General features: G+C 62.1%; 21 protein-coding genes. All 21 read left to right on the forward strand.

Features of this window, described 5'->3' with window-relative positions; all coding sequences use genetic code 11:
* Window position 1: 1 nt before the first annotated feature.
* The 21 genes from nuoF to urtA all read left to right on the forward strand — a co-directional run bounded on the left by nuoF (window position 2) and on the right by urtA (window position 22,878).
* Window positions 2–1,297 (forward strand): NADH-quinone oxidoreductase subunit NuoF, encoded by a 1,296-nt coding sequence (nuoF, locus tag ABDB81_RS06475; protein ID WP_137923018.1) that lies wholly within the window; start codon window positions 2–4, stop codon window positions 1,295–1,297.
* 13 nt (window positions 1,298–1,310) lie between these two features.
* The gene (gene nuoG / locus ABDB81_RS06480) at window positions 1,311–3,680 is read left to right on the forward strand and encodes an NADH-quinone oxidoreductase subunit NuoG (protein WP_137923019.1); all 2,370 of its coding nucleotides are present in this window, start codon (window positions 1,311–1,313) and stop codon (window positions 3,678–3,680) included.
* A gap of 18 nt (window positions 3,681–3,698) precedes the next feature.
* Window positions 3,699–4,763 (forward strand): NADH-quinone oxidoreductase subunit NuoH, encoded by a 1,065-nt coding sequence (gene nuoH / locus ABDB81_RS06485; protein WP_137923020.1) that lies wholly within the window; start codon window positions 3,699–3,701, stop codon window positions 4,761–4,763.
* Between the two features lie 71 nt (window positions 4,764–4,834).
* A complete protein-coding gene (gene nuoI, locus ABDB81_RS06490; protein WP_137923021.1) occupies window positions 4,835–5,326 on the forward strand; it encodes an NADH-quinone oxidoreductase subunit NuoI in 492 nt (163 codons plus the stop codon).
* A gap of 160 nt (window positions 5,327–5,486) precedes the next feature.
* A complete protein-coding gene (locus ABDB81_RS06495) occupies window positions 5,487–6,128 on the forward strand; it encodes an NADH-quinone oxidoreductase subunit J (RefSeq protein WP_137923022.1) in 642 nt (213 codons plus the stop codon).
* A gap of 16 nt (window positions 6,129–6,144) precedes the next feature.
* The gene (gene nuoK, locus ABDB81_RS06500) at window positions 6,145–6,450 is read left to right on the forward strand and encodes an NADH-quinone oxidoreductase subunit NuoK (protein WP_029050842.1); all 306 of its coding nucleotides are present in this window, start codon (window positions 6,145–6,147) and stop codon (window positions 6,448–6,450) included.
* A 59-nt stretch (window positions 6,451–6,509) separates the two neighbouring features.
* Window positions 6,510–8,600 (forward strand): NADH-quinone oxidoreductase subunit L, encoded by a 2,091-nt coding sequence (gene nuoL / locus ABDB81_RS06505; protein WP_346810435.1) that lies wholly within the window; start codon window positions 6,510–6,512, stop codon window positions 8,598–8,600.
* Window positions 8,601–8,627: 27 nt separating this feature from the next.
* A complete protein-coding gene (locus ABDB81_RS06510) occupies window positions 8,628–10,094 on the forward strand; it encodes an NADH-quinone oxidoreductase subunit M (protein ID WP_137923024.1) in 1,467 nt (488 codons plus the stop codon).
* A gap of 18 nt (window positions 10,095–10,112) precedes the next feature.
* Window positions 10,113–11,588 carry an NADH-quinone oxidoreductase subunit NuoN gene (nuoN, locus tag ABDB81_RS06515; RefSeq protein ID WP_346810436.1) on the forward strand — a complete coding sequence of 492 codons (1,476 nt, stop codon included), beginning with the start codon at window positions 10,113–10,115 and terminating at the stop codon, window positions 11,586–11,588.
* Between the two features lie 26 nt (window positions 11,589–11,614).
* On the forward strand, window positions 11,615–11,923 hold the full coding sequence (locus tag ABDB81_RS06520) for a DUF2818 family protein (RefSeq protein ID WP_137923026.1): 309 nt from the start codon (window positions 11,615–11,617) through the stop codon (window positions 11,921–11,923).
* A gap of 48 nt (window positions 11,924–11,971) precedes the next feature.
* Complete coding sequence (locus tag ABDB81_RS06525; protein WP_346810437.1) at window positions 11,972–12,643, forward strand: NUDIX hydrolase; 672 nt, start codon at window positions 11,972–11,974, stop codon at window positions 12,641–12,643.
* Between the two features lie 182 nt (window positions 12,644–12,825).
* A complete protein-coding gene (locus ABDB81_RS06530) occupies window positions 12,826–13,293 on the forward strand; it encodes a DUF1178 family protein (protein ID WP_346810438.1) in 468 nt (155 codons plus the stop codon).
* Between the two features lie 92 nt (window positions 13,294–13,385).
* Window positions 13,386–14,588 carry an acyl-CoA dehydrogenase family protein gene (locus ABDB81_RS06535; protein WP_346810439.1) on the forward strand — a complete coding sequence of 401 codons (1,203 nt, stop codon included), beginning with the start codon at window positions 13,386–13,388 and terminating at the stop codon, window positions 14,586–14,588.
* Between the two features lie 13 nt (window positions 14,589–14,601).
* Window positions 14,602–15,720, forward strand: coding sequence for an acyl-CoA dehydrogenase family protein (locus ABDB81_RS06540; RefSeq protein WP_137923030.1), 1,119 nt, complete (start codon window positions 14,602–14,604; stop codon window positions 15,718–15,720).
* Window positions 15,721–15,783: 63 nt separating this feature from the next.
* Entirely contained in the window at window positions 15,784–16,236 is a 453-nt protein-coding gene (locus ABDB81_RS06545; RefSeq protein WP_137923031.1) for a MaoC family dehydratase, read from the forward strand.
* A gap of 36 nt (window positions 16,237–16,272) precedes the next feature.
* Entirely contained in the window at window positions 16,273–16,746 is a 474-nt protein-coding gene (locus ABDB81_RS06550; RefSeq protein ID WP_137923032.1) for a MaoC family dehydratase, read from the forward strand.
* Between the two features lie 591 nt (window positions 16,747–17,337).
* Window positions 17,338–18,306: a ubiquinol oxidase subunit II gene (gene cyoA / locus ABDB81_RS06555; RefSeq protein ID WP_137923033.1), complete on the forward strand. Its 969-nt coding sequence runs from the start codon at window positions 17,338–17,340 to the stop codon at window positions 18,304–18,306.
* A gap of 8 nt (window positions 18,307–18,314) precedes the next feature.
* Window positions 18,315–20,288, forward strand: a complete 1,974-nt coding sequence (gene cyoB, locus ABDB81_RS06560) for a cytochrome o ubiquinol oxidase subunit I (RefSeq protein WP_137923074.1) — start codon at window positions 18,315–18,317, stop codon at window positions 20,286–20,288.
* Between the two features lie 5 nt (window positions 20,289–20,293).
* Complete coding sequence (gene cyoC / locus ABDB81_RS06565) at window positions 20,294–20,938, forward strand: cytochrome o ubiquinol oxidase subunit III (protein WP_137923034.1); 645 nt, start codon at window positions 20,294–20,296, stop codon at window positions 20,936–20,938.
* Window positions 20,939–21,289, forward strand: a complete 351-nt coding sequence (gene cyoD / locus ABDB81_RS06570) for a cytochrome o ubiquinol oxidase subunit IV (protein WP_137923035.1) — start codon at window positions 20,939–20,941, stop codon at window positions 21,287–21,289.
* Between the two features lie 332 nt (window positions 21,290–21,621).
* The gene (urtA, locus tag ABDB81_RS06575; protein WP_160471776.1) at window positions 21,622–22,878 is read left to right on the forward strand and encodes an urea ABC transporter substrate-binding protein; all 1,257 of its coding nucleotides are present in this window, start codon (window positions 21,622–21,624) and stop codon (window positions 22,876–22,878) included.
* Window positions 22,879–23,043 lie beyond the last annotated feature (165 nt).

The following is a 23,043-nucleotide window of genomic DNA, read 5'->3' on the forward strand; positions in this document are numbered from 1 at the left end:
CATGACCTCTCTGCACGACCGTCACATCAAGCCGCTGATCCTGGCTGGCCTGGACGGCAAGAACTGGCACCTCGAGGACTACGTCGCGCGCGGCGGCTACAAGCAGCTGCGCCGCATTCTCGAGGGCAAGGTGCCCCCCGAGCAGGTCATCGCGGACGTCAAGGCATCGGGCCTGCGTGGCCGCGGCGGTGCGGGCTTCCCGACCGGCCTGAAGTGGAGCTTCATGCCGCGTACGTTCCCGGGGCAGAAGTACCTCGTCTGCAATACCGACGAGGGCGAGCCGGGTACGTTCAAGGATCGCGACATCATCCGCTACAACCCGCATTCGCTGATCGAAGGCATGGCCATCGGCGCGTATGCGATGGGTATCACCGTGGGTTACAACTACATCCACGGCGAGATCTGGAACGAATACAAGATCTTCGAGGAAGCCCTCGAAGAGGCGCGCCGCGCCGGTTTCCTGGGCGACAACATCCTGGGTTCGGGCTTCGACTTCCAGCTGCATGCGCACCATGGCTATGGCGCGTACATCTGCGGCGAGGAAACGGCGCTGCTCGAATCGCTGGAAGGCAAGAAAGGCCAGCCGCGCTTCAAGCCGCCTTTCCCGGCGAGCTTCGGCCTGTATGGCAAGCCGACCACGATCAACAACACCGAGACGTTCGCCGCGGTGCCGTTCCTGCTGGAAGTCGGCCCCGAGGAGTACCTGAAGATCGGCAAGCCGAACAATGGCGGCACCAAGATCTTCTCGATTTCCGGTGACGTCGAGCGTCCGGGCAACTACGAGATTCCGCTGGGTACGCCGTTCTCCACGTTGCTGGAGCTGGCGGGCGGCATGCGCGGCGGCAAGGCACTGAAGGCGGTGATCCCGGGTGGATCGTCGGCGCCGGTGGTGCCGGCGGACCTGATGATGGCCTCGACCATGGACTACGATTCGATTGCCAAGGCCGGCTCGATGCTGGGTTCGGGCGCCGTGATCGTCATGGACGAGACGCGCTGCATGGTCAAGTCGCTGTTGCGTCTGTCGTATTTCTATTTTGAAGAATCGTGCGGCCAGTGCACGCCGTGCCGTGAAGGCACCGGCTGGCTCTATCGCATGGTCAATCGCATTGAACACGGAGAAGGCCGCCAGGAAGATCTGGACCTGCTCAATAACGTCGCGGAAAACATCATGGGTCGCACGATTTGCGCACTCGGCGATGCCGCGGCGATGCCGGTACGCGGCATGCTCAAGCACTACTGGAAAGAGTTCGAGTATCACGTCGAACACAAGCAGTGCATGGTCCCGGCCCATTCCTGAAGCGTGGCAGAACATGGTTGAACTTGAGATCGACGGCAAGAAGGTAGAGGTTGCGGAAGGCAGCCTCGTGATGGAAGCGGCCCGCAAGCTGGGCACGTACATCCCCCACTTCTGCTACCACCGCAAACTGTCCATCGCGGCGAACTGCCGCATGTGTCTGGTCGAAGTGGAAAAGGCGCCCAAGGCGCTGCCCGCCTGCGCCACCCCGGTGACGCCAGGCATGAAGGTGTTCACGAACTCTGAAAAGGCCGTCAAGGCCCAGAAGTCCGTGATGGAATTCCTTCTGATCAACCACCCGCTCGACTGCCCGATCTGCGATCAGGGCGGCGAATGCCAGTTGCAGGATTTGGCCGTGGGTTATGGTGCATCGGAGTCGCGCTACAAGGAAGAAAAGCGCGTGGTGTTCCACAAGAACGTGGGCCCGCTGATCTCCATGGAGGAAATGACCCGCTGCATCCACTGCACCCGTTGCGTGCGTTTCGGCCAGGAAGTGGCCGGCGTGATGGAACTGGGCATGCTGAACCGTGGCGAGCACTCGGAAATCACGACGTTCGTTGGTCAGACCGTGGATTCGGAACTGTCCGGCAACATGATCGACCTGTGCCCGGTTGGCGCGTTGACCAGCAAGCCGTTCCGCTACTCGGCCCGTACGTGGGAACTGGCACGCCGCAAGTCGGTGTCGCCGCACGACGGCGTGGGCGCGAACCTCGTGATCCAGACCAAGAACCAACGTGTGATGCGCGTGGTGCCGCTGGAGAACGAAGAGGTCAACGAATGCTGGATCTCGGACAAGGACCGCTTCGCCTACGAAGGTCTGAACAGTGCCGACCGCCTGACCCGTCCGATGCTCAAGCAGGGCAACCAGTGGATGGAAACGGACTGGCAGACCGCGCTGGAATACGTGGCCAATGGCCTGGCCAGCATCAAGCGTGACCATGGCGCCGACCAGATCGCCGCCATCGCCAGCCCGCACAGCACGCTCGAAGAGCTGTTCCTGCTGGGCAAGCTCGTGCGTGGCCTGGGCAGCGACAATATCGACTTCCGCCTGCGTCAGACCGATTTCTCGGCAGCAGTGAAGGGCGCACCGTGGCTCGGCATGCCGGTCGCTGATGTGACCACGCTGCAACGCGCGCTGGTTATCGGCGCCTCGCTGCGCAAGGACCAGCCGCTGCTGGCCTCGCGTCTGCGTCAGGCTGTCAAGAAGGGTGCCCGCGTTACCGTGCTGGGCGCTGGCGGTGAAGATCTGCTGATGACGGCCGCACGTATCGACGTGGCACCGTCGGGCTGGACCGCCGCGCTGGCAGGTATCGCCCGCGCCGTGGCCACCGCCAAGGGCGTGGCCGCTCCGGCTGGCACCGATGGTTTCGATGGTGGCGACGCTGCCAAGGCGGCTGCCGATTCGCTGATGTCGGGCGAGCGCCGTGCCGTGTTCCTCGGCAACGAAGCCGTGCGTCACCCGCAATTCTCGGCGCTGCACGCGCTGGCACAGTGGATCGCTACGGAAACGGGCGCAACGCTGGGCTTCCTGACCGAAGCTGCCAACACTGTCGGCGGTTACATCGCCGGTGCGCTGCCGCAGCAGGGTGGTGCCAATGCGCAGGCGATGCTGGATACGCCGCGTCGTGCCTACATCGTGCTGAACGCCGAGCCGGAATTTGATTCGGCCGATGCCCGCAAGTCCCTGGCCGCGCTGCAGCAGGCCGGTACGGTCGTGGTGCTGTCGCCGTTCCGTTCGGACGCCGCACTGCAGTATGCAGACGTGATTCTCCCGATCGCACCGTTCAGCGAAACCGCTGGCACGTTCGTGAATGCCGAGGGCCGTGCCCAGAGCTTCAACGGCGTGGTACGTGCGCTGGGTGAAACGCGTCCGGGCTGGAAGGTGCTGCGCGTGCTGGGCAACCTGCTGGACGTGCCGGGTTTCGAATTCGAGACTGCCGAAGCCGTGCGCGATGCCGCGCTGACGAAGCTGGTCGCGGATCAACTGAACAACGCCACCGATGCACCGATTCGCGTGACGGCAGCCGCCGCCAACGGTATCGAGCGCATTGCCGATGTGCCGATCTACCACGCCGATCCGATCGTGCGTCGTGCCGAATCGCTGCAACTGACCGCGGCCGCGCGCCGTGCGATGCAGGTGGCGCTGTCGCAGGACCTGTTCGACAAGCTGGGCGTGCAGGCCGGTGACCCGGTGCGCGTGACGCAGGATGGCGCCAGTGTGGTGCTGCCCGCGGCGCTGGAAAAGACGCTGCCGGCGAACACCGTGCGCGTGCCTGCCGCTACCGTGGCTGCCGCGACGCTGGGTGCGCTGTTCGGCAACGTCGCCGTGGAAAAAGCCATCGACCTGTCGGCCGGGCAGAATGCCCCCGCGACGGCGACCGTATAAGAAGAGCGAGAGAGCTACATGATCGATCTCATTACCTCGCAAGGCCAGGCCATCTTCGGCAGCGCCTGGACGCTGATCTGGATCCTGGTCCGTGCCGTGGTCATCGTCGTGCCGGTGCTGCTGTGCGTGGCTTACCTGATTCTCTGGGAACGCAAGCTGATCGGCTGGATGCACGTCCGTATCGGCCCGAACCGCGTGGGTCCGCTGGGCCTGCTGCAGCCGATTGCCGACGTGCTGAAGCTGCTGCTCAAGGAAGTCATGTTCCCGTCGATGGTGAACCGGGGCATGTACCTGGTGGCGCCGCTGATGGTGCTGATGCCCGCGGTGGCAGTCTGGGCAGTGATTCCGTTCCAGGCCGAAGTCGTGATGGCCGACGTGAATGCTGGTCTGCTCTACGTGATGGCTATTAGTTCGGTGGGCGTCTATGGCGTGATCCTGGCCGGCTGGGCGTCGAATTCCAAGTATGCGTTCATCGGCGCCATGCGCGCCGCCGCGCAGATGGTGTCGTACGAAATCGCGATGGGCTTCGCGCTGGTGACCGTGCTGATGGTCTCCGGCAGCCTGAACCTGTCGGCCATCGTGAACAGCCAGAACACCGGCTATTTCGCGAACATGGGTATCAACGCGCTGTCGTGGAACTGGCTGCCGCTGCTGCCGATGTTCCTGGTGTACTTCATCTCGGGCGTTGCCGAAACGAACCGCCACCCGTTCGACGTGGTGGAAGGCGAATCGGAAATCGTGGCCGGGCACATGATCGAGTACTCGGGCATGACGTTCGCGCTGTTCTTCCTGGCCGAATACATCAACATGATCATCATCTCGACGATGACCTCGCTGATGTTCCTCGGAGGCTGGGCACCGCCGTTCTCGAGCGTGATCACCAATGCGATCCCGGGCTTCTTCTGGCTCGTGTTCAAGGTATTCCTGCTGCTGTCGGTCTTCATCTGGATCCGTGCGTCGTTCCCGCGTTACCGCTATGACCAGATCATGCGTCTGGGCTGGAAGATCTTCATTCCGCTGACCGTGGCGTGGCTGATCATTGTGGCGATCTGGATCAAGTCGCCGTGGAACATCTGGCCCTGATGGGTCTGGCGACGGCGCGCCGCCCGATGGGGCAGGGCGCGCCGCGCGGAAATACTTAGGAAGCAATCGTCATGCTGCTCGCCATCAAGGACTTCTTCAACAGCCTGCTCCTGAAGGAACTCTTCAAGGGTATGGCACTGACCGGCCGCTATCTCTTCGCCCGGAAGATTACCGTCCAGTTCCCGGAAGAGAAAACGCCGATGTCGCCGCGTTTCCGCGGCCTGCACGCACTGCGTCGCTATCCCAATGGGGAAGAGCGTTGCATCGCATGCAAGCTGTGCGAAGCGGTGTGCCCGGCCATGGCCATCACGATCGAATCGGATGTGCGTAACGACGGCACCCGCCGCACCACGCGCTACGACATCGATCTGACCAAGTGCATTTTCTGCGGTTTCTGCGAGGAAGCCTGCCCGGTGGACGCGGTCGTCGAAACGCACATTCTCGAGTACCACGGCGAGAAGCGCGGCGACCTGTACTTCACCAAGGACATGCTGCTGGCCGTGGGCGACCGCTACGAGCCGCAGATCGCGGCGGCCAAGGCTGCGGACGCGAAGTACCGCTAAGCAGATTGAAGCAGGGCGGGGCAGTCGCCAATGGCGATGCACCTGCCAACGACATTGAATCGGTCCCGCAAGGGGCCAACGGAAGGATGCCGCGCGGCATGCAGGCGACCCGTCACGGGAAGCCCGGGCAGCGCGGCCCAGAGAGGATCCGATAAGGACCATGGAACTCACGACAGCCATCTTCTATGCCTTTGCCCTGGTGCTGGTGCTATCCGCACTGAAAGTCATCACGGCGAAGAACCCGGTGCATTCGGCACTGTTCCTCGTCCTCGCGTTCTTCACGGCCGCGGCGATCTGGATGATCCTGAAGGCAGAGTTCCTTGCCATCCTGCTGGTGCTGGTCTACGTCGGCGCGGTGATGGTGCTGTTCCTGTTCGTGGTGATGATGATCGATATCGACATCGAACACCTGCGCCGCGATTTCTGGACCTACGTACCGATGGCCTCGATCGTTGGCGCGCTGATCATTGCCGAAATGGCGATCGTGCTGGTGCGCAACTTCATCGGCACCACGAACGCAGTGGCGGCAGCCGGCTCGCAAGACCCGAACTACTCGAACACTGCGGCACTGGGCAAGCTGATCTACACCGACTACATCTACGCGTTCGAAGTGGCCGGCATCATCCTGCTGGTGGCGATCATTGCCGCCGTGGCCCTGACGCTGCGCCGCCGCAAGGACGTGAAGGCGCAGGACGTGGGCGCCCAGCTGCGCGTGCGTCGCGACGAGCGCGTGCGCATGGTGAAAATGCCGGCCGAGGGCCGGGCCGAAGCGGACGCCGCGGCTTCCGCCAACAAGAACTAAGCCCGGAGAATTCGCTGTGTTGTCTCTCGCCCACTTCCTTGTGCTCGGTGCCATCCTGTTTGCGATCAGCATCGTTGGCATCTTCCTGAACCGCAAGAACGTCATCGTGCTGCTGATGGCACTCGAACTGATGCTGCTTGCGGTCAACATGAACTTCGTCGCCTTCTCGCATTACATGGGCGACCTGGCCGGACAGGTTTTCGTTTTCTTCATCCTTACGGTGGCCGCCGCCGAGTCGGCAATCGGTCTGGCAATCCTGGTCGTGCTGTTCCGTAACCTGGACACGATCAACGTCGACGACATGGATACCCTCAAGGGCTGACATGAACGTCCTCGACAAGAACCAAGACTGCTCCCTGACCGCACACCAATAAGCGTCCTATGGCAACCACGCTCAACCCCAACCTGCTGCTGGCGATTCCGCTGGCGCCGCTCGCCGGCGCTGCGATAGCCGGCCTGTTCGGTACCAAGTTTTTCGGCACGTTCTCATCCGAGACGCGCGGCGGCCGGATCGCGGCTCACACGGCGACCATCCTCGGCGTGGCCATCGCGTTCGTGCTCTCGCTGCTGGTGCTGCGTGACGTCATGGACGGCGCGGGCTACAACGCCACCGTGTACGAATGGATGACGATCGGCACGCTGAAGCTGGAAGTCGGCTTCCTGGTCGATTCGCTGACCGCGATGATGATGGTCGTTGTCACCTTCGTCTCGCTGATGGTGCACATCTACACCGTCGGCTACATGCAGGGTGACCCCGGCTACAACCGATTCTTCGCCTACATCTCGCTGTTCACCTTCTCGATGCTGATGCTGGTGATGAGCAACAACTTCCTGCAGCTGTTCTTCGGCTGGGAAGCTGTGGGCCTGGTCTCGTACCTGCTGATCGGTTTCTGGTACACGCGTCCGACCGCGATCTTCGCGAACATGAAGGCGTTCCTGGTCAACCGCGTGGGCGACTTCGGCTTCATCCTCGGTATTGGCCTGCTGCTGGCGTACAGCGGCAGCATGAACTACACGGACGTGTTCGCCCAGCGCGAGCAACTGGCCGCAGTGATTTTCCCGGGCACCGACTGGCTGATGATCACCGTTGCCTGCATCTGCCTGTTCATCGGCGCGATGGGCAAGTCGGCACAGTTCCCGCTGCACGTCTGGCTGCCTGACTCGATGGAAGGCCCGACCCCGATCTCGGCACTGATTCACGCGGCAACCATGGTGACCGCCGGCATCTTCATGGTGTCGCGCATGTCGCCGCTGTTCGAACTGTCGGACACCGCGCTGTCGTTCATCCTGGTCATCGGCGCGATCACCGCGCTGTTCATGGGCTTCCTGGGCGTCATCCAGAACGACATCAAGCGTGTGGTGGCTTACTCCACGCTGTCGCAGCTGGGCTACATGACCGTGGCGCTGGGCGCCTCGGCCTACTCGGTGGCCGTGTTCCACCTGATGACCCACGCGTTCTTCAAGGCGCTGCTGTTCCTCGGCGCGGGTTCGGTGATCATCGGCATGCACCACGATCAGGACATCCGCAACATGGGCGGCCTGCGCAAGTACATGCCCATCACGTGGATCACGTCGCTGGTGGGTTCGCTGGCGCTGATCGGTACGCCTTTCTTCTCGGGCTTCTACTCGAAGGATTCGATCATCGAGGCAGTGGCCGAGTCGCATCTGGCGGGTTCTGGCTTCGCGTACTTCGCCGTGCTGGGTGGCGTGTTCGTGACCGCGTTCTACTCGTTCCGCATGTACTTCCTGGTGTTCCACGGGGAAGAGCGCTGGGGCAAGGCTGACGCGCACGGCCACGGTCACGACGATCATCACGATGAGGAAGATGCGCACGACGACCATCACCATGGCCTGGCCGCTGGCGAAAAGCCGCACGAGTCGCCGTGGGTGGTGACGCTGCCGCTGGTGCTGCTGGCCATTCCGTCGGTCATCATCGGTGCCATCGCGATCGAGCCGATGCTGTTCGGCGAGTTCTTCAAACACGGTGTGGCGTTCAAGGACGTGATCTTCGTCGGCGAGAACCATCACGCCATGAAGGAACTGGAAGAAATGTTCCATGGCTGGGTGCCGATGGCGATCCACTCGCTGCAGACCCCGGTGCTGTGGCTGGCCATTGCCGGTGTGGTGCTCTCGTGGTTCTTCTACATGAAGCGCCCGGACATTCCGGCTGCCATCAAGCAACGCTTCTCGGGCATCTACACGCTGCTGGACAACAAGTACTACATGGACGCATTCAACCAGGCCGTGTTCGCCCGTGGCGCACGCCTGCTGGGTACGGGCCTGTGGAAGGGCGGCGACCAGAGCTTCATTGACGGACTGTTCGTCAATGGTTCGGCCCGCGTGGTGGCATCGTTTGCCGCAGCCAGCCGCTACATCCAGTCTGGCTACATCTACCATTACGCTTTTGCGATGATCCTCGGCATGCTGGTGCTCCTGACGCTGACGGTCACTGGCGTGATAGGCACCAAGTGATAGGCACCAAGTAAGGAAAACAAAGAAATGGTTCTGTCTTTCGCAATCTGGCTGCCTATCTTCTTCGGCCTGCTGGTATTGATGTTCGGCTCCGACAACAGCAAGTGCTTCGTGCGCTGGATGTCGTTGTTCGGCGCCATCGCCAGCTTCGTCGTCACGCTGCCGCTGGTCCTTCACTTCGATACGTCCACGGCTGCGATGCAGTTCGTCGAGCAGGCGAACTGGATCGAGCGCTTCAACATCGCCTATCACCTCGGGGTGGACGGCATCTCGATGTGGTTCGTGGTCCTGACCGCGTTCATCACCGTGATCGTCGTGATCTCGGCCTGGGAAGTGATCACCGAGCGCGTGGCCGAGTACATGGCCGCGTTCCTGATCCTGTCCGGCCTGATGATCGGCGTGTTCTGCGCGCTGGACGGCATGCTGTTCTACGTGTTCTTCGAAGCCACGCTGATCCCGATGTACATCATCATCGGTGTGTGGGGTGGTCCGAACCGCGTGTACGCCGCATTCAAGTTCTTCCTCTATACGCTGCTGGGCTCGCTGCTGACGCTGGTTGCGCTGCTGTACCTGTACAACAAGACCGGTACGTTCGACATCCTGACCTGGCACCAGGCCAAGTTGTCGTTCGAAGAGCAGATCCTGATCTTCCTCGCGTTCTTCATGGCCTTTGCCGTGAAGGTGCCGATGTGGCCGGTGCATACCTGGCTGCCGGACGCGCACGTGGAAGCACCGACCGGTGGCTCCGTCGTGCTGGCCGCGATCATGCTGAAGCTGGGTGCGTACGGTTTCCTGCGGTTCTCGCTGCCGATCGCACCGGACGCCAGCCACTACATGGCACCGTTCATCATCACGATCTCGCTGATCGCGGTGATCTACATCGGTCTCGTGGCGCTGGTCCAGGCGGACATGAAGAAGCTGGTGGCGTACTCGTCGATTGCCCACATGGGTTTCGTGACGCTCGGTTTCTTCATCTTCAATGACATCGGTATCGAAGGCGGTATCGTGCAGATGATCTCGCACGGTTTCATCTCGGGTGCCATGTTCCTGTGTATCGGCGTGCTGTATGACCGCGTGCACTCGCGCCAGATCGCCGATTACGGCGGTGTGGTGAATGTGATGCCGAAGTTCGCGGCGTTCTCGGTGTTCTTCGCCATGGCCAACTGCGGCCTGCCGGCGACGTCGGGCTTCGTGGGCGAGTTCATGGTTATCCTCGGCGCGGTCAAGTTCAACTTCTGGATTGGCCTGCTGGCTGCCACGGCCCTGATCCTGGGCGCGGCGTACTCGCTGTGGATGGTCAAGCGCGTGATCTTCGGCGACATCGTCCACGAGCATGTGCGCGAACTGCTGGACCTGAACAAGCGTGAGTTCGTGATGCTGGGTCTGCTGGCCATCCTGACGCTGTATATGGGCTTGTACCCGAAACCCTTCACCGACGTGATGCACGCATCGGTGGTGAACCTGCTGTCCCACGTGGCACAGTCCAAGCTGTAAGCGGGGGAGAGAATAAACATGCAATCGTCCTCTAGCCTGGCCCCGGTGGCGCCAATCATTTTCCTGGCGGTCGCCATCGCGGCGATCAACTGGATCGACCTCGCACGCGGCAAGAACCGCTCGAGCCTGGCGTACCCGCTTTCGCTGCTGGTCACACTCGTCCTGACGGTGTGGTTCGGCCTGAACGCGGCCAACGGCGAGACGCACTACGCGTTCGCCAACCTGGTCGTGATCGACCCGATGGCCAACGTGCTGTCCGCGTTCTGCGCGCTGGGCATGTTCCTGACGCTGATCTATACGCGCCACTACCTTGGCAGCCGCGACCTGTTCGCCGGCGAGTTCTACATGCTGGCGCTGTTCACGTTGGGCGGCCAGATCGTGATGATCACCGGCAACAACTTCCTGACGCTGTACCTGGGTCTGGAACTGCTGTCGCTGTCGTCGTATGCACTGGTGGCGCTGCGCCGCGATTCGCGCGTGACGTCGGAATCGGCCATCAAGTACTTCGTGCTGGGTGCGCTGGCTTCGGGCTTCCTGCTGTACGGCATGTCGATGATGTATGGCGCCACGGGTTCGCTGAACCTGGGCGAAGTGTTCCGCGTGGTGGAGTCGGGCCGCGTCAACACGACGATGCTGGCCTTCGGCGTGGTGTTCATCGTGGCTGGCCTGTCGTTCAAGCTCGGTGCCGCACCGTTCCACATGTGGATTCCGGACATCTATCAGGGTTCGCCGACCGCCGTGACGCTGCTGATCGCGGCGGGTCCGAAGGTTGCCGCATTCGCGCTGATCCTGCGCGTGCTGGTGGAAGGGCTGCTGCCGCTGGCCACCGACTGGCAGATGATGCTGGTGGTGTTGTCGATTGCCTCGCTGGTGATCGGCAATCTGACCGCGATCGTGCAGACCAACCTGAAGCGGATGCTGGCGTACTCGACCATCTCGCACATGGGCTTCATCCTGCTGGGCATGCTGTCCGGCGTGGTGGCGAACAAGGTGGATGGCGCGGCCAACGCGTACAGCTCGTCGATGTTCTACTCGATCACGTATATGCTGACCACGCTCGGCACGTTCGGCCTGATCCTGATCCGCACCCGCAAGGGCTTCGAGGCGGAAACGCTGGAAGACCTGAAGGGCATGTCGCGCCGCCATCCGTGGTTCGCCTTCCTGATGCTGGTGATGATGTTCTCGATGGCCGGCATTCCGCCGACCGTGGGCTTCTACGCCAAGCTGGCCGTGCTGCAGGCCGTGGTCAAGGCCGGTATGAGCTGGCTGGCCGTGGTGGCGGTGCTGTTCTCGCTGATCGGCGCGTTCTACTACCTGCGTATCGTCAAGCTGATGTACTTCGATGCACCGGCTGGCGAAGAGCCGCTGGAAGCATCGGGCGGCGTGCGCGCGATGCTGAGCCTCAACGGGCTGGCCGTGATCCTGCTGGGTATCTTCCCGGCGGCACTGATGAGCCTGTGCTACGAGGCCATCCGTGCGACACTGGCGTCGTAAGCAACGTAACGCTATAAGGTGATGCAATGAGTTCCTCGGCAGGCGGCTGGTTTGTCATCTTGTTGGCACTGGTGTGTGCCAACCTGCCGTTCGTCAACCAGCGCCTGTTCGCGGCGATTGGCCTGAAATGGGCCCGCAAGCCGCTGTGGCTGCGCCTGGTGGAACTCTTCACGTGGTACGTGCTGGCGGGTCTCGCCGGTCTTGCGGTGGAAGCCAGCCTTGGCAACACCTTCCCGCAGGGCTGGCAGTTCTACGCGATCACGGGCTGCATGATGCTGGTGTTTGCCTTTCCCGGCTTCACCTGGCAATACCTCGTCAAACATCGCACGGCCTGACGCGGCCACACCCTGACGCTCCGGGACCGTGCCTTATCCGGAGCGTCCATGTCCGACAAGACATCCGCAGCAGTTTCTTCCGCCGCATTTCCCGCCAACCAGTCCGACGCTTCCGAGCCGGCTGATGCGCATCTTCGGGAAACAGCCGTCGCATCCGCGACGATCCATCGCGGCAAATTCCTGACGCTCAAACAAGACATCGTCCGCCTGCCCGATGGCAAACAGGCCGGGCGCGAGTACGTGCTGCATCCGGGCGCGGTGATGATGATCCCGCTGTTCGACGACGGCACCGTGCTGATGGAGCGCCAGTTCCGCTATCCGGTGGGCGAGGTCATGCTCGAATTCCCGGCTGGCAAGCTCGACCCGGAAGAGGGTGCGCAGCGCTGCGGGGAACGGGAGTTGCTGGAAGAAACCGGCTACACGGCGAAGCGCTGGGACTACCTGACGCGCATCCATCCCGTGATTTCCTATTCCACCGAATTCATAGACATCTTCCTGGCGCGCGATCTGTCTGCTGGCGAGTCGAAGCTCGATGATGGCGAGTTCCTGGAGACATTCGTCACGCCGGTCGGTCAGGTAATCGACTGGGTACGTCAGGGTCGTATCACCGATGTCAAGACGATCATCGGCGCGTTCTGGCTGGAGAAGATCATCTCGGGTGCCTGGCAGCCTGGCGAGCAGAGTGAGCCACCGTTTCCATCGAACCGCGTATCCAGTTAAGGGTAGGTCAGGGGAGGGTTTTCCCTTGATTTTCCAAGGCCTGGCGCCCAGTTAGGCTGCTGCAGGCGGAGATGTGTCGCGAACACGTCCTGCCAGGCGACAACGGTCGAGAAATAAATTAGCACGACCGTTCACAAAATTTCGATTCACGGCTAACATTGCCCCGACGGGCTGGAAAGATCATGAAGGTGCTAGACCTGCGCTGTGCGCAAGACCATCGTTTCGAGGGCTGGTTTGCCTCGGAGGAAGATGCGCAATCGCAGCTTTCACGCGATCTCGTCCAATGTCCGGTCTGTGGCGACCATGCGGTCAGCCGCCTGCCCAGCGCGCCGCGCCTGAATCTTTCGGGTGCGACCGCGAAGCCGGCGCCGACGCAATCCCGCCAGGGCGAGGCAGTGCCGGCCGATGCGCAGCAGTTGATGCAAGCGCTGCAGGCCACCTACCTGAAAGCCGTGCGGCAGGTGATGGCACAGACCGAGGACGTGGGCGACCGATTCGTGGAAGAAGCGCGGCGCATCCACTATCAGGAGGCACCCGAGCGCGGCATTCGCGGCTCGGCCACTCCCGAGGATGCGCAGGCGCTGGCCGACGAAGGCATCGACACCTTTCCGCTCCTCGTGCCGGACGCATTGAAGCAGACGGCCCACTGAACAAGCATCCTGTGCCCGGTTTTATCCAGCGCAGCGATGCGCGAGGTAAAACAAACGGCCGGCGCCAGCGCCGGCACATCATGGAGACGGGCATGGATCTCAATTACTCGGAGGCCGACAACGCCTTCCGTCAGGAAGTGCGCAGCTGGCTCGAGGCCAACCTGCCTGCGGATATCCGCGAAAAGGTTCTCAACCACCGCCGCCCCAGCCGCGCCGATCTCGTGCTCTGGCACAAGACGCTGGCCAAGAAGGGCTGGTCCGCGCCGCACTGGCCGGTGGACTTTGGCGGTACGGGCTGGAACGCCACGCAGCGCCATATCTGGGATGAGGAAAATGCCCGCGTCGGCGCGCCCGGCGTGCTGCCATTCGGCGTGGCGATGGTCGCGCCCGTGATCATGAAGTACGGCAACGCCGAGCAGAAATCGTATTACCTGCCGCGTATCCTGGATTGCACCGACTGGTGGTGCCAGGGCTATTCGGAACCGGGTTCCGGTTCGGACCTGGCTTCGGTCAAGACGAAGGCGGAGCTGACCTCGGACGGCAAGCACTACATCGTCAATGGTCAGAAGACCTGGACGACGCTGGGCCAGCACGCCGACATGATCTTCTGCCTGGTGCGCACGGACCCCGAGGCCAAGAAGCAGGAAGGCATCTCGTTCCTGCTGATCGACATGAAGACGCCGGGCATCACGGTACGTCCGATCATCATGCTCGATGAAGATCATGAAGTGAACGAAGTGTTCTTCGACAACGTGAAGGTTCCGGTGGAGAACCGCGTCGGCGAGGAAAACCGCGGCTGGACGTACGCCAAGTACCTGCTAGGCCACGAGCGTACCGGCATTGCCCGCGTGGGCGCATCCAAGCGCGAACTGGGCTTCCTGAAGCGCGTGGCGCGCCAGCAGGAAAAGAACGGCAAGCCGCTGCTGGAAGATCCGGTGTACGCCGGCAAGGTGGCCGCGCTGGAAATCGAACTGATGGCGCTGGAAATCACCGTGCTGCGCGTGGTGTCGAGCGAAGCCGCTGGCAAGGGCCCCGGCCCCGAGGCATCGATGCTCAAGATCAAGGGTACCGAGATCCAGCAGATGCTGACGGAACTGATGGTGGAAGCCGCCGGCCCGTACGCTATGCCGTTCGACCCGGCCTACCTCGAATGCGAGCAGGCCCATACGGTCACCGGCTACGACGATGCCGCACCGCTGGCAGCGTACTACTTCAACTACCGCAAGACGTCGATCTACGGTGGTTCCAACGAAATTCAGAAGAACATCATCAGCCAGATGATTCTGGGGCTGTGAGGAGACACGCGACATGAACTTCAATCTCAGCGACGAACAGAAGCAACTGGCCGATGCGATCCGCCGCTTCGTCGAAAAAAGCTACGACTTCGAATCGCGCAAGAAAAACATCAAGTCCGAACAGGGCTACGGCGCCAACGCATGGGGCGCACTGGTCGAACTGGGCCTGACCGCACTGCCGGTGCCGGAAGAACAGGGCGGTTTCTCGGGCACGGCCGTCGATATGATGGTGGTACTGCAGGAACTGGGCCGTGGTCTGGTGGTGGAGCCGTACCAGGCAACCGTCGTCGGCGCGCAGGCGCTGAAGCTGGCCGGCGGCCAGGAAGCGCTGCTGGAACAGGTGGCAGGCGGCGAAGTGAAGCTGGCCACGGCATTCGGCGAGCAGCAGTCGCGCTATGAACTGAACAACGTGCGTGTGACGGCCAAGGGCGGCAAGCTCAATGGCAAGAAGACCGTGGTGGTGCATGGCGCGCAGGCTGACAAGCTCGTGGTGTCGGCACGTACCAGCGGTGCGCAGCGCGACCAGGACGGCATCTCGCTGTACCTCGTCGATACGAACGGCGCTGGCGTGACCGTGCAGGACTATCGCACGCTCGATAACCTGCATGCCGCGGACGTGACGTTCCAGGACGCACCGGCCACGCTGCTGGGCACGGAAGGCAAGGGCTGGGATGTACTCGAAGCCACGGCGGACTATGCCGCAGTGCTGCTGTGCTCGGAAGCTGTTGGCATCCTCGACACGCTGAACGCCACGACGCTGGACTACGCCAAGACGCGCCAGCAGTTCGGCGTGCCCATCGCGCGCTTCCAGGCGCTGCAGCACCGCATGGTGGAGATGTTCATCCATGCCGAGCAATCGCGCTCGATCACGCTGCTGGCTGCAGCGCGTTTCGACGAGGCCAGCCCCGAAGAACGCCGTCGCTACGTGTCCGCCGCCAAGGCACGCGTGGGGCAGGCGGCCCGCTCGGTGGGCCAGGAGGCCGTGCAGATTCACGGCGGCATGGGCGTGACCGATGAAATGCCGGCCGCGCACATGTTCAAGCGGCTGACGTTCATCAACACGACGTTTGGCGACGTGGACCATCACCTGGGCCGTTTCGCCAGCCAGCCGGGCTTCCAGGAAGCCGCCTGATCGATAGCATGACCCTGAACCGCGCCGGCAACCCCGAGCGCGGTTTTTTGCTTTGGAGCCCCCATGTCCGACAAGATGTATTTCGAAGACTATGTCGTTGGCAGCGAGATCGCGCTCGGCAGCTATCACGTCACCGAGGAAGAGATCGTCGCGTTTGCCAGGCAGTATGACCCCCAGCCGTTCCACATCGACAAGGCCGCCGCCGAGCAGAGTATCTACGGCGGCCTGATTTCCAGTGGCTGGATGACGTGCGGCATCATCATGCGTCTGCTGGTACAGTCGATGGGCGACCGCTCGACCAGCATGGGATCGCCCGGTGTGGACGAGGTCCGCTGGCTCAAGCCCGTCTACGCAGGCGACACGCTGACCGCCGTGCTGAAGGTGTTGGAAGCGCGCCCGTCAGGTTCGAAGCCGGACCGCGGCGTGGTGCTGACCCAGTGGGTCGGCAGCAACCAGAAGGGCGAGGTCGTTTGCACGGTCAAGGGCATGGGCATGTACAAGCGCCGCCCGGCGTAAGCCCCAGGCCATCAACAAAATCAGGAGACAAGGAATATGCGCACCATTGCATCGCTGGAAGAGCTGGAGGGTCTTCAGGGCCAGGAAGTGGCCGTCAGCGACTGGTTCGAGATCACGCAGCAGCAGGTCAACCTGTTTGCGGAAGCGACCGGCGACCATCAGTGGATTCACGTGGATGTGGAGCGTGCCAAGCGGGAGTCACCATTCGGCGCGCCGGTGGCGCACGGCTTCCTGACGCTGTCGCTGCTGCCGCAACTGATGGCGAATGCCATCCACATGGAAGGCGTCAAGATGGGCGTCAACTATGGGCTGAACCGCGTGCGCTTTACCGCGCCGGTGCCGGTGGGCAGCCGCCTGCGCGGCCGCGTGAAGCTGCTGAAGGTGGAGCGGCTCGATCCCACGCCGAACGGCCTGACCGGCGCGCAATCGACGTGGGAAGTCACGATCGAGCGCGAGGGCAGTGACCGTCCGGTCTGCGTGGCAGAATCGATCAGCCGACGTTACTCGTAAGCACTCGCTGCATCGAAAAAGTACGGGCCGCTAGAACGCGGCCCGTTTCATTTGTCCAGAAGATTCCGAGCAAAACATCGGATCACGGTGTGACTGTTTCCTCTGTGCGACACCTGTGAACATTGTCCGATAAAAAGAACAGTGTTTCCGTTGTGTTTGGGTTTACCCGGAATGTTGCGTTGCGGTACATTCGCGGCCAACGATGTTTTATGTAATGCGATATCCGCTCGGAGACCGTTCCCGCTGCGCTGGCGAGGCGGTCAAAAGCAGGCGTCAATCGCGTGGGCATCGTTAAACAACGCTTCTCCCGGTGGCTGCTCCGAACCGGGAACGATCGCAGTTCAGGCAGTCGGTTACCTCAGCGCACGCATCCCGCCCCCGGCGTTTCGCGCACGCAGTCGTCAGTTGCTGTCCAGCCGCGCTCATGGCGTTGCCCGGCCGCATGGTCCGCCGGCGTTTGCATCGCCCCATCCGCAGCGCCAGCTTTGGACACGTCCCCGGTTTTCCCCAGCCCAGCCTGCCTGTTGCCTTGTGCAATAGGTGGCGGTGCCACGCTTGTGCACAGGCGTGACACAACCAGACCGTCGTGACATGAAGACACCAACATTGCCGCGCCTGATGCGGTTCCTGCCTTGCCTTGGCCTGCTCCTGCTGGCCGGCTGCGACTTCGCACTGATGAACCCCAAGGGGCAAGTCGGCGTGGACATCAAGGGCATCATCCTGATCGCCACCTGGCTGATGCTCCTGGTCGTCGTGCCGGTCATCGTCCTGATCTTCGTGTTCGCGTGGAAGTACCGCGCCAGCAACACGTCGGCCACGTATGACCCCGACTGGTCGCACTCCACCCGCATCGAAGTGGTGGTGTGGCTGATCCCCTGCCTGATCATCATCGCGCTGGGCATCATCACGTGGAAGTCGTCGCACGACCTCGACCCGTACAAGCCGCTGGAATCCAACGTCAAGCCGATCCAGGTGGAAGCCGTGGCAATGAACTGGAAGTGGCTGTTCATCTATCCGGAACTGAAGATCGCGACGGTGAACCAGCTCGCGTTTCCGGCCAACACGCCGGTGAACTTCAAGATCACGTCGGATTCGATCATGAATTCGTTCTTCATCCCTCGCCTGGGTAGCCAGATCTACGCCATGGCCGGGATGGAAACCAAGCTGCACCTCATCGCCAACGAAGCCGGTACGTACGACGGCATGTCCGCCAACTACAGCGGCGGCGGCTTCTCGGGCATGAAATTCAAGGCCATCGCCATGTCGAACTTCGAGTTCGACAAGTGGGTGGAGCAGGTGCGCGCGTCCAGCAAGCAGCTTGGCTCGGAGGACTACAAGGTCCTGGCGAAGCCGAGCGAAGCAGAACCGGTGACGTACTTCGGCCGCGTCGAAGACGGTCTGTTCACCGACATCCTGCATCAGTACATGGGCCACGACGGCCGTGCGGTCGCCCGCGAAGGTTTTGAAGGCGGTCCGGTCTGCACGTCGCGTAACACGCTCGGCGAAGAGCGTGTGTCCCTGACCACGCCGGCCACCCCGGCCGTGGGCGCGCAAATCTAGGAGCAATGATGTTTGGCAAATTGAGTTTGTCGGCGATTCCGTTTCATGAGCCGATCATCATGGTCACACTGACCTGCGTCGCCCTTGGTGGGCTGGCGCTGCTCGGTGCGATCTCGTATTTCAAGAAGTGGGGTTACCTGTGGACCGAGTGGATTACCTCGGTCGACCACAAGCGCATTGGCGTGATGTACTCGCTGGTGGCGCTGATCATGCTGCTGCGCGGCTTTGCCGACGCGGTCATGATGCGTACCCAACTGGCCGTGGCAACCAATGGTTCCACCGGTTTCCTGCCGCCCGAACACTATGACCAGGTGTTCACGGCGCACGGCGTGATCATGATCTTCTTCGTGGCCATGCCGCTGATGACGGGCCTGATGAACCTCGTGGTGCCGCTGCAGATCGGTGCGCGCGACGTGGCCTTCCCGTTCCTGAACACGCTGAGCTTCTGGCTGTTCGTGGCCGGCGCGATGCTGGTGAACGTGTCGCTGGGCGTTGGCGAATTCGCCAAGACCGGCTGGCTGGCTTACCCGCCGCTGTCGGGCCTGGATTACAGCCCGGGCGTGGGGGTGGACTACTACCTCTGGTCCTTGCAGATATCAGGGTTGGGCACGCTGCTGACCGGCGTGAACTTCCTGGTGACGATCCTGAAGATGCGCGCCCCGGGCATGACCCTGATGCGCATGCCGGTGTTCACGTGGACCGTGCTGTGCACGAACGTGCTGATCGTGGCAGCCTTCCCGGTGCTGACCGTGTCGCTGGCGCTGCTGGGCCTGGACCGTTACTTCGACATGCACTTCTTCACGAACGATGGCGGCGGTAACGCCATGATGTACGTGAACCTGATCTGGATCTGGGGCCACCCCGAGGTCTACATCCTGGTGCTGCCGGCATTCGGTATCTTCTCGGAAATCATTGCCACGTTCTCGCGCAAGAAGCTGTTCGGCTACAAGGGCATGGTCTACGCCACCAGCGCGATCATGGTCCTGTCGTTCATCGTGTGGCTGCACCACTTCTTCACGATGGGTTCCGGTGCGAACGTGAATGCGTTCTTCGGCATCACGACGATGATCATCTCGATCCCGACGGGCGTGAAGATCTTCAACTGGCTGTTCACGATGTACCGTGGCCGCGTGGAATTCACGTCGCCGGTGCTGTGGACGCTGGGCTTCATGGTCACGTTCGTGATCGGCGGCATGACCGGCGTGCTGATGGCTGTACCGGCTGCCGACTTCGTGCTGCACAACTCGCTGTTCCTGATTGCCCACTTCCACAACGTGATCATCGGCGGCGTGCTGTTCGGCTACCTGGCCGGCGTCACCTACTGGTGGCCGAAGGCGTTCGGCTTCAAGCTGAACGAGCGTCTGGGCAAGTGCGCCTTCTGGTGCTGGCTGGTGGGCTTCTACTTCGCCTTCATGCCGCTGTACGTGCTGGGCCTGATGGGCATGACCCGTCGCCTGAACCACACCGACAATCCGGAATGGACGCCCTGGCTGCATCTGGCCGTGGTGGGCGTGGTGTTCGTGGCCATGGGTATCGGCTTCCAGGTGCTGCAGATCATCGTGTCGATCCGCGACCGCAAGAAGCTGGCCGACGTCACGGGCGATCCGTGGGGTGGCCGTACGCTGGAATGGGCAACGTCGTCGCCGCCCGCGTTCTACAACTTCGCGCACACCCCGGTGGTGCGTGACCTGGACGCGTTTGCCGACATGAAGGCCCGTGGCGAAACGATGCGCACCGATGGCTTCGAGCAGATCCACATGCCGAAGAACACGGCTGCCGGTTTCTACATGGGTGCATGGAGCCTGGCACTGGGCTTCGCGCTGACGTGGCATATCTGGTGGCTTGCCGCCGTGGGTCTGGTTGGCATGATCGTGGCCTTCATCCGCCGCGCCAACGATGACCACATCGACTACTACGTGCCGGCCGCCGAGGTCGAGCAGATCGAAACCCGCTACCAGCAGCGCGTCGCTGCGCAGGGCTGATAACCATGTCGACAGAAGTTCTTGACCGCTTCGGGGCGCAAGCCCCCGCGCATGCGCACTCGCACGACGAGTCGCACGACCACGCGCATCACGACACCAGCGAGAACACCGTCTTCGGTTTCTGGCTGTACCTGATGAGCGACTGCATCTTGTTCGCGTGCCTGTTCGCCGCTTACGCCGTCCTGCGCGGCGAAGTGGCGGGTGGCCCGTCGGGCAAGGAGCTGTTCGATCTCAACTTCGTGGCGGTGGAAACCGGCATCCTGCTGGTGTCGTCGATCACCTACGGCTTTGCCATGGTGTCGATGCAGAACCAGCAGCGCGGCCGCGTGATGTTCTGGCTGGGCGTGACGTTCCTGCTGGGCGCTGCCTTCATGAGCATGGAAATCTACGAGTTCAAGCACCTGATTCATGAAGGTGCCGGTCCGAGCCGTAGCGCATTCCTGTCCTCGTTCTTCACGCTGGTGGGCACCCACGGTCTGCACGTTGCAAGCGGCATGCTGTGGATGCTGGTACTCATGTACCAACTGTCGAAGAAGGGCCTGACGCCTACCGTGACCAAGCGCCTGAACTGCCTCAGCCTGTTCTGGCACTTTCTGGACGTGGTCTGGATTGGTGTGTTCACCGTCGTCTATCTGATGGGAGCAATGTAAATGGCACAGCAACACGCTACCGGCGCCCACGGCGCCTCGCACGGCCACAGCAGCGTCAAGTCGTATGTGATCGGCTTCGTGCTGGCGGTCATCCTGACGGCCATCCCGTTCAAGATCGTGATGGACGGTACGATGGACCGCGCCACCATGCTGTGGGTCATCCTGGGCCTGGCTGTGGTGCAGATCGTCGTGCACCTGAAGTACTTCCTGCATCTGGACGGTTCGGACGGACAGAAGTGGAACGTGATGGCCCTGCTGTTCACGGCCCTGATCCTGTTCATCGTGCTGGCCGGTTCGCTCTGGATCATGCACAACATGAACGCGAACATGATGCCGTGGATGAGCAAGTAAGCATCCTCGCCGCTGTTTGAGAAACGGGACCCCCAGCGGGTCCCGTTTTTTTTGTGTCGATGGTGCCCATTGGTGCGTCAGGCACCGGGCGCACGCGCCCATGCACGCACCCGGGGCCTTGCACGGTTCCGGTGCAGTCACTCGTCGTTTCCGCTTCGTCGCGCCGGCACCGTCCTGGTGCGCGGCCGTTTTCCCATTGCTGATTTGTCACGCAGGCGTTGCCTGGCAAGGGATTGCCGGCGTTCGCGGCATTGGCACGCTAGTTGCAGAAGCATCACCCGGGGTGCGTAGTCCCTGCCAACACACATAAACCGGACGAACTGGGAGCTGCAATGAAACGACGTGACATGCTGAAGCTGACGGCCGTAGCCGCCGCAGCGATGATCGGTACCAGCCCGCTGATGGCGCAGACAAAGGAACCGATCAAGGTCGGCATCCTGCATTCGCTGTCGGGCACGATGGCCATTTCCGAGACGTCGCTGAAGGACGTGGCGCTCATGACGATCGACGAGATCAACAAGAGCGGTGGCGTGCTGGGCCGCAAGCTTGAGCCCGTTGTGGTGGACCCCGCATCGAACTGGCCGCTGTTCGCCGAGAAGGCGCGCCAGCTGATCACCAAGGACAAGGTTGCCGTGACGTTCGGCTGCTGGACCTCGGTATCGCGCAAGTCGGTACTGCCGGTCTATGAAGAACTGAACTCGCTGCTGTTCTACCCCGTGCAGTACGAGGGCGAGGAAATGTCCAAGAACGTCTTCTACACGGGCGCCGCGCCGAATCAGCAGGCCATCCCCGCCGTGGAATACCTGATGAGCAAGGAAGGCGGCGGTGCCAAGCGCTACTTCCTGCTGGGCACCGACTACGTGTACCCGCGTACCACGAACAAGATCCTGCGCGCGTTCCTGAAGAGCAAGGGCGTGGCCGACAAGGATATCGAAGAGGTCTACACCCCGTTCGGTCATAGCGATTACCAGACCATCGTCGCCAACATCAAGAAGTTCTCGCAAGGCGGCAAGACGGCCGTGATCTCGACGATCAATGGCGACTCGAACGTGCCGTTCTACAAGGAACTGGGCAACGCCGGCCTGAAGGCCAAGGACGTGCCGGTGGTGGCCTTCTCCGTGGGCGAGGAAGAACTGCGCGGTATCGACACCAAGCCGCTGGTGGGCCACCTGGCCGCATGGAACTACTTCATGTCGGTGAAGAACCCGGAGAACGATGCGTTCAAGAAGCAATGGGCGGCATGGGTCAAGGCCAACAACCTGCCCGGCGGTGACAAGCGCGTGACCAACGATCCGATGGAAGCCACGTACGTGGGCATCCATATGTGGGCACAGGCCGTGAAGAAGGCCGGCACCACGGACCCGGACAAGGTGCGCGCCGCCATGTACGGCCAGACCTTCAAGTCGCCGGACGGCTTCACGCTGACGATGGGCGACAACCACCACCTTTACAAGCCCGTGATGATCGGCGAAGTGAAGGGCGATGGTCAGTTCAACGTGGTGTGGAAGACCGCCAAGCCGATCCGCGCCCAGCCGTGGAGCCCGTTCATCGCGGGTAACGAAGGCAAGGCGGACAAGGTTAGCAATTAGCACGTTGCCCTTTGCTATGCGCTCCCCTCTCCCATGAAGTGGGAGAGGGGTGGGGGTGAGGGCCAGCAGTTCAAGACGCGATATCGGCAGCTTGCACCGCCATGCCCTCACCCCCAACCCCTCTCCCGCTCGCGGGAGAGGGGAGCAAACCGCCGCTGCGGGACA

This window comes from Cupriavidus sp. DL-D2 (assembly GCF_039710735.1).
Lineage (GTDB): Bacteria > Pseudomonadota > Gammaproteobacteria > Burkholderiales > Burkholderiaceae > Cupriavidus.